Consider the following 4,903-nt stretch of genomic DNA (forward strand, 5'->3'; position numbering starts at 1 on the left):
TAGCTATTTCAATAAAACAAATGGTGCACTCGGAAAAACAGGATCATTAGATTTCATTTTTAGCCGTAAATCTGTTTTCCGCTTCGATCCAGGAGAAATGGAATTAGATGAGCTTGAATTTGAACTAATTGATGCCGGTTTAGAAGATTTATACGTTGAAGTAGATGAGAATGGAAAAGATATTGGTGTTATCCATACTTCCTTTGAGGATTTCGGAAAAATGCAAAAAGCATTGGAAGAAAAAGGCATTCCTGTAATTAGCTCAAAGCTTGAACGTATTGCACAATCTACCACTGAAGTAAATGAAGAACAAGCCGCCGATGTTTTCAAATTAATTGATAAATTGGAAGAAGATGATGATATTCAGGCGGTTTATCACAATATGGCCGAATAAATTCAACAATGACTTTTGAAGAATTTTTAATAAAAAAGAAAATTGATCCTGTTCAGCTGCAAGATGCTGATCAGGATTTTTTTGATGAATTTAAAAGTCATTTTAATGAGATGGGCGAAAAAAGCTTCGACCATAGTAAGAAATTCTGGTTCAATAAATTACGCAGAGCAAACCCACTAGCAGAAGAGGTAAAAATACTCGCGGTGGCTGAGACCCTCGAAGCCCCGCAGGCTAAAGCTCACGATTCGGTGGCTGAGGTTCTCGAAGTCTCGTCATTTGAAACCCACAAAGCCCCGGTGGCTGAGGCCCTCGAAGCCAAACCAACCTTCAAACCCCGATTCAAAGCAAATATTACTGCATCAAAAACAGAAGTAAAAAATAATCAGGTAGAAGAAACAGCAACACCTGAACCTGAAGCATCAAAACCCACAGATACAGCTAAAACCCCTTATAAACCACGATTCAAGGCCCCTGCAAAGCCTGCAAATGAATTGCAAGATAAGGATTTGGAAATCGTCCCTCAAAAGGAGATCGTTGATCCTAAGCCAGCTTATAGGCCTCGTTTTAAGGCTGGGATTGTGAAGAAGGAAGAGGAAGGGGGATAACGGTTTGAAACTACAAGATTTGGCGATTTCGGAGACGAAAATTGTCTTGCACCACTGAATCTTAAACGTGAGGGACACAAAACTTCATTTAACCACTAAACATTCAATTTCTTGTAGGCGCTGTTAGGTGCTGGTGTTTAGTATAGTTACAAACCATTCAAAATTGCCGGACATAACATTTATTTTATTGATGTCATATAATTCTATTTTTAATTTTAAAGATACTCGTTTTCTTGTTGTAAGTTGTTCTTTGATTTCGTCTATTGTATTATCGATTAACATTGCGGTTGAATTTACCTGCCCATTAGCTGGCTTTTTATACTTTACTTCTACCTGTCTAACAACTGGAATAAGTCCGGAATCAAATTCTGGAAAATTGATCATTAAAAAATGTCCACTTGTTGCTTCAGCTAATGAGAATAATGCACTTGCGTGAACTGTATCTAAATGATTAGTGTAGTCTTTTTTGTCGTCCAAAATTAACAGATAGTCAGGGTCGGTTGATACTTTTATGTCTATTAATTTATTAAATGGTAAGTCAGTTATGTTCATAATAATTATTTTGTCTGTACAATTGCACCTAACGTTTGGCCGCTTTGCGTTCGGGAGGGATATCGAAGCACAAATGCTGGTATTATTACTAATGTTTAATTGAAAAACTGCTGTTGAATTTTGCACTTCAGCCCGCCTGACGCAAAACCCTTGTTAGTGGCTGTTTTTCTATTTAGCAATTTTACCCAAGTTGAAATTTTCTGCTGGTTTTGTTTTGTCCACGTAAATTATGGCATCAAAATATTCATGGAGATTGGTTGACCATAGTGCAGATTTTTCATTGATGTAAACTGCTCCAGCTTCATAATGCTCATAATCTTTATTTACAAAGTCTTTTATGTTTTTATTATTTGAAATATCTTCAAAGTCGATATAAAATATTGGTGTTTTCAGTTGTGAAAAAGCATTTGTCAAATAACTTTTGGGGTGTGGTTTAACATAGTTATTCGCTACTGGCCAAGGTTCATTTTTGAAGATACTTTTAGTAAAACTATACATTAAGTAAAAAAGATTTGTTGATGAAGGACTTTGCGAAACAAAACCACCTTCGCTAAAACTGAAACCAACGTTGTAATATTTTTTTCCATATAAGTTACTCAAATGCCATCCCATCCAATTACCTGAATTAAAATCTTCAGAAAACGAGCCCCTTCCAATATGTCCGTTATGAGCCCAAAGCATTATTTTATCATTGTTATTGCTTTCTCTAATCCATTTTATATTTTGTGTCATCGAGCTGTCTCTATAAGAAAATGCAGTATTGAAATCTTGCTCTCTGAAATAATTTAATTTTTGTCGAAGTACAGCAATGGTTTGCTTAGCGAATTTATAGTCTGTCGAATCCTTTTTAAACAATGCTGTTTCTTGGCTCAAAACAAACTCTTCGAGATTTTCTAACTTATTCAAATTTGTTTTTTGCATTTCATTTAATTCTTTATCTTCTAACTCTCCTAATGCAGTTTTGTTTTCCTCAATTTTTTCAGGCAGCAAATTTTTATTAAAGCTAGGACTATTTTTACTTAGATAATTGTCAAGCCAGACAACACAAGAGGTAGCGTCTTGCATGTCGTAACCATAAAATTGAATTTTTTGGTTTGATGTTTTGTCTTTATTGTAGTCTTTCATCCACTCAATTAAATCTAAAACCTCTTGTGATTGCCAAACCCAATAGCCATTTCTTGATAATGCTTCTTTTGCATTTCCTTCTCCAGTTAGAATATACTTGTTAATATCATAACAAGCGGCAAAATTTGCCTCAATACCAAATAGTTTTACATCATGGTGTTCAACTAAATATTTAAACATCTTGTTTTTGAGTTCAAAAAACTCTTTTGTGCCATGAGTTGCTTCTCCTAGTCCTATGACTTCAACGTTCTTTAGTTTTTCATTTAAAAAATCAAATTGTAAACTGTCATTTTTAGTGTTTTCAATCGTAATAGAATGAATAGCGCTTTTTAACATTCCTAAATCTCTTTGTGATAAAAGAACTGGTTTCTCTTTTGCACTGAACAAATTTGTTATAGTCTCACCAAAGAATGGTTCTCCTAAAACTGAAGAAGCAAAAAATCTAGTGATTAATACAAACAATATCACTACTACTATCGAGGTACGTTTTAATCTTCTTTTGAATTTGGGAGTCATATTTATATGTTTTAAAAAACGTAAGACGAATTTATATTTAAATTGTTACAAGAAGTTTATTCTTATTTATGAAGGTGCAAAAATTGCCACTAAACGCCTGTTAGCGGCTGCCTTTTTTTATTTTACTCCAATTCAATCAATTCAATGTTTTGGTTTCTTATGAATTTCTCTATTTCTTTTTTTTCAAGTTGAGTAGCTTCCAACCTATAAATTTTGTCAATGTCTTCCAAATCAAAATTGGTTCTAATTATTGGAAATTTTTTATTGATTTCAAATATTATTCTTTCTGCAAGTTTGTTTGACTTTACATTTGATTTATATACAAATACTTCTATTTCCATTGTTATCTTATTATTGAGCCATTTTTAATCCAATAATTCCAATTACAATTAGGCTTGCAGATAGTAATCTGTAAATACTTGCAGAGTCACCAAAAGATATAATGCCTACTATTAAGGTTCCAACAGCTCCTAAACCTGTCCATACAGCGTATGCAGTACCAATAGGAATTGTTTTTTGTGAATACCATAATAGTCCGCCACTTACAGACATTGAAATAATTGCAACAAGTATCCATAAAACCTTGCTGTTTTCAGCTTGTTGAGACATTTTTAGACCCAAAGGCCAACCGATTTCAAAAATGCCTGCAATGATTAATGCTATCCAATTCATAATTATGTTGTTTTTAATCTTGTGCAAAGTTCAAACAACAAAAATTATAAACCTTTGACCTGAGGTCAATAAATGTAAAACGAGTGTTTTACAAACTATATCTTTGCTCTTATTCTACTTAATCTTTCAACAGTAACGTTGAGATAAGAGGCAATTATTTTTAAAGGTACTTCTTGAATTATTTTAGGATAATTCAATAATATTTTTTCATAGCGTTCAGCTGCATTTAAGGTTATCTGTTCTTTTAATTTTCGTTCCAATTGAATAGCATATTGCTCAACAAACATCAAATCAAGTTCAATAAGCCAACTATATGATTTTTTTGCTTCTGTATATTTGTTGAAGTCTATGCAAAGTATTTCAAGCTCTGTACAAGCTACAATACACTCATCGCTTTTTGTTTGTTTGGTAAAACTTTCAAATGAATGGGCAATGTCGCCTTTAAGGTAAATTTCAGTAGTTATTTCTTTGTCCAAGTAAGAGAAATATTTTCTAGCTAATCCATTTTCTACTATATAATTGTGTCGGCAAATTTGTCCTTCCATAAGTAGAATTGTATTTTTTTTGACAGACATTTTTTTAAAGAGAGAAATAATTATTTCGGCTTTCTCTTGCTCTATATTTTTTAGTAATGTAAAAAAGTCGTCAATCATAATTGTGAGTGTCGTTTTAAGGTTGCCGCTAACGTTTGGCCGCTTTGCGAAGGCGGGGATTTTTAGCAATAAACTTCATTAGATGCACCAAGCTTGAATTAAGCACTGCACTTTCATTGAAGTACGAAACCCCGGCTTTTGCAAAACGGCTGTTAGCTGTTGTTTTTTCTTGTCGCATTTATTGAATACACCATTGGTATTTTGTCTTCTAAATGTTCAATTCTAAATTTTTTTGGTTCAAATTCTATTGTCTTATTGAAACAATTGTAAGGCGAGTAGTCAAACTCGTCAAAGGATTTTATTTCAAGTCCGTTTTTAATCAAACTATTAAGCACTTCGCTTATCCCGTGATTCCACATTACATATGATTGTATTATATCAGCTTT

General features: G+C 33.1%; 7 protein-coding genes and 1 pseudogene. 2 read left to right on the forward strand and 6 right to left on the reverse strand.

The annotated features are described in order from the left end of the window. Both ACIQ0D_RS11485 and ACIQ0D_RS11490 read left to right on the forward strand, forming a co-directional pair. Positions 1 to 394 (forward strand): YebC/PmpR family DNA-binding transcriptional regulator (locus ACIQ0D_RS11485; protein WP_395805738.1); only part of this gene is annotated, 394 nt, incomplete at its 5' end. Between the two features lie 8 nt (positions 395 to 402). Then, positions 403 to 999: a hypothetical protein gene (locus ACIQ0D_RS11490; RefSeq protein WP_395805740.1), complete on the forward strand. Its 597-nt coding sequence runs from the start codon at positions 403 to 405 to the stop codon at positions 997 to 999. A 123-nt stretch (positions 1,000 to 1,122) separates the two neighbouring features. On the opposite strand, the gene ACIQ0D_RS11495 is transcribed toward ACIQ0D_RS11490, so the two are convergent. The 6 genes and pseudogenes from ACIQ0D_RS11495 to ACIQ0D_RS11520 all read right to left on the reverse strand — a co-directional run. Next, on the reverse strand, positions 1,123 to 1,551 hold the full coding sequence (locus ACIQ0D_RS11495) for a YiiD C-terminal domain-containing protein (protein WP_395805742.1): 429 nt from the start codon (positions 1,549 to 1,551) through the stop codon (positions 1,123 to 1,125). A 168-nt stretch (positions 1,552 to 1,719) separates the two neighbouring features. Then, the gene (locus tag ACIQ0D_RS11500; RefSeq protein WP_395805744.1) at positions 1,720 to 3,192 is read right to left on the reverse strand and encodes an erythromycin esterase family protein; all 1,473 of its coding nucleotides are present in this window, start codon (positions 3,190 to 3,192) and stop codon (positions 1,720 to 1,722) included. Positions 3,193 to 3,314: 122 nt separating this feature from the next. Next, positions 3,315 to 3,533 (reverse strand): hypothetical protein, encoded by a 219-nt coding sequence (locus tag ACIQ0D_RS11505; RefSeq protein WP_395805746.1) that lies wholly within the window; start codon positions 3,531 to 3,533, stop codon positions 3,315 to 3,317. A 10-nt stretch (positions 3,534 to 3,543) separates the two neighbouring features. Further along, positions 3,544 to 3,864 carry a DMT family transporter gene (locus ACIQ0D_RS11510; protein WP_395805748.1) on the reverse strand — a complete coding sequence of 107 codons (321 nt, stop codon included), beginning with the start codon at positions 3,862 to 3,864 and terminating at the stop codon, positions 3,544 to 3,546. A 95-nt stretch (positions 3,865 to 3,959) separates the two neighbouring features. Beyond that, the gene (locus ACIQ0D_RS11515) at positions 3,960 to 4,517 is read right to left on the reverse strand and encodes a Crp/Fnr family transcriptional regulator (protein ID WP_395805750.1); all 558 of its coding nucleotides are present in this window, start codon (positions 4,515 to 4,517) and stop codon (positions 3,960 to 3,962) included. 152 nt (positions 4,518 to 4,669) lie between these two features. Next, positions 4,670 to 4,903 (reverse strand): annotated as a pseudogene (locus tag ACIQ0D_RS11520) (SAM-dependent methyltransferase); the annotation flags it as partial.

Source organism: Daejeonella sp., from assembly GCF_044342615.1.
Lineage (GTDB): Bacteria > Bacteroidota > Bacteroidia > Sphingobacteriales > Sphingobacteriaceae > Daejeonella.

Excerpts from the sequence above, each read along its gene's own strand:
- ACIQ0D_RS11490 (WP_395805740.1), top strand. The coding sequence starts at position 403 with ATGACTTTTGAAGAATTTTTAATAAAAAAGAAAATTGATCCTGTTCAG.
- ACIQ0D_RS11495 (WP_395805742.1), bottom strand. The coding sequence starts at position 1,551 with ATGAACATAACTGACTTACCATTTAATAAATTAATAGACATAAAAGTA.
- ACIQ0D_RS11500 (WP_395805744.1), bottom strand. The coding sequence starts at position 3,192 with ATGACTCCCAAATTCAAAAGAAGATTAAAACGTACCTCGATAGTAGTA.
- ACIQ0D_RS11505 (WP_395805746.1), bottom strand. The coding sequence starts at position 3,533 with ATGGAAATAGAAGTATTTGTATATAAATCAAATGTAAAGTCAAACAAA.
- ACIQ0D_RS11510 (WP_395805748.1), bottom strand. The coding sequence starts at position 3,864 with ATGAATTGGATAGCATTAATCATTGCAGGCATTTTTGAAATCGGTTGG.
- ACIQ0D_RS11515 (WP_395805750.1), bottom strand. The coding sequence starts at position 4,517 with ATGATTGACGACTTTTTTACATTACTAAAAAATATAGAGCAAGAGAAA.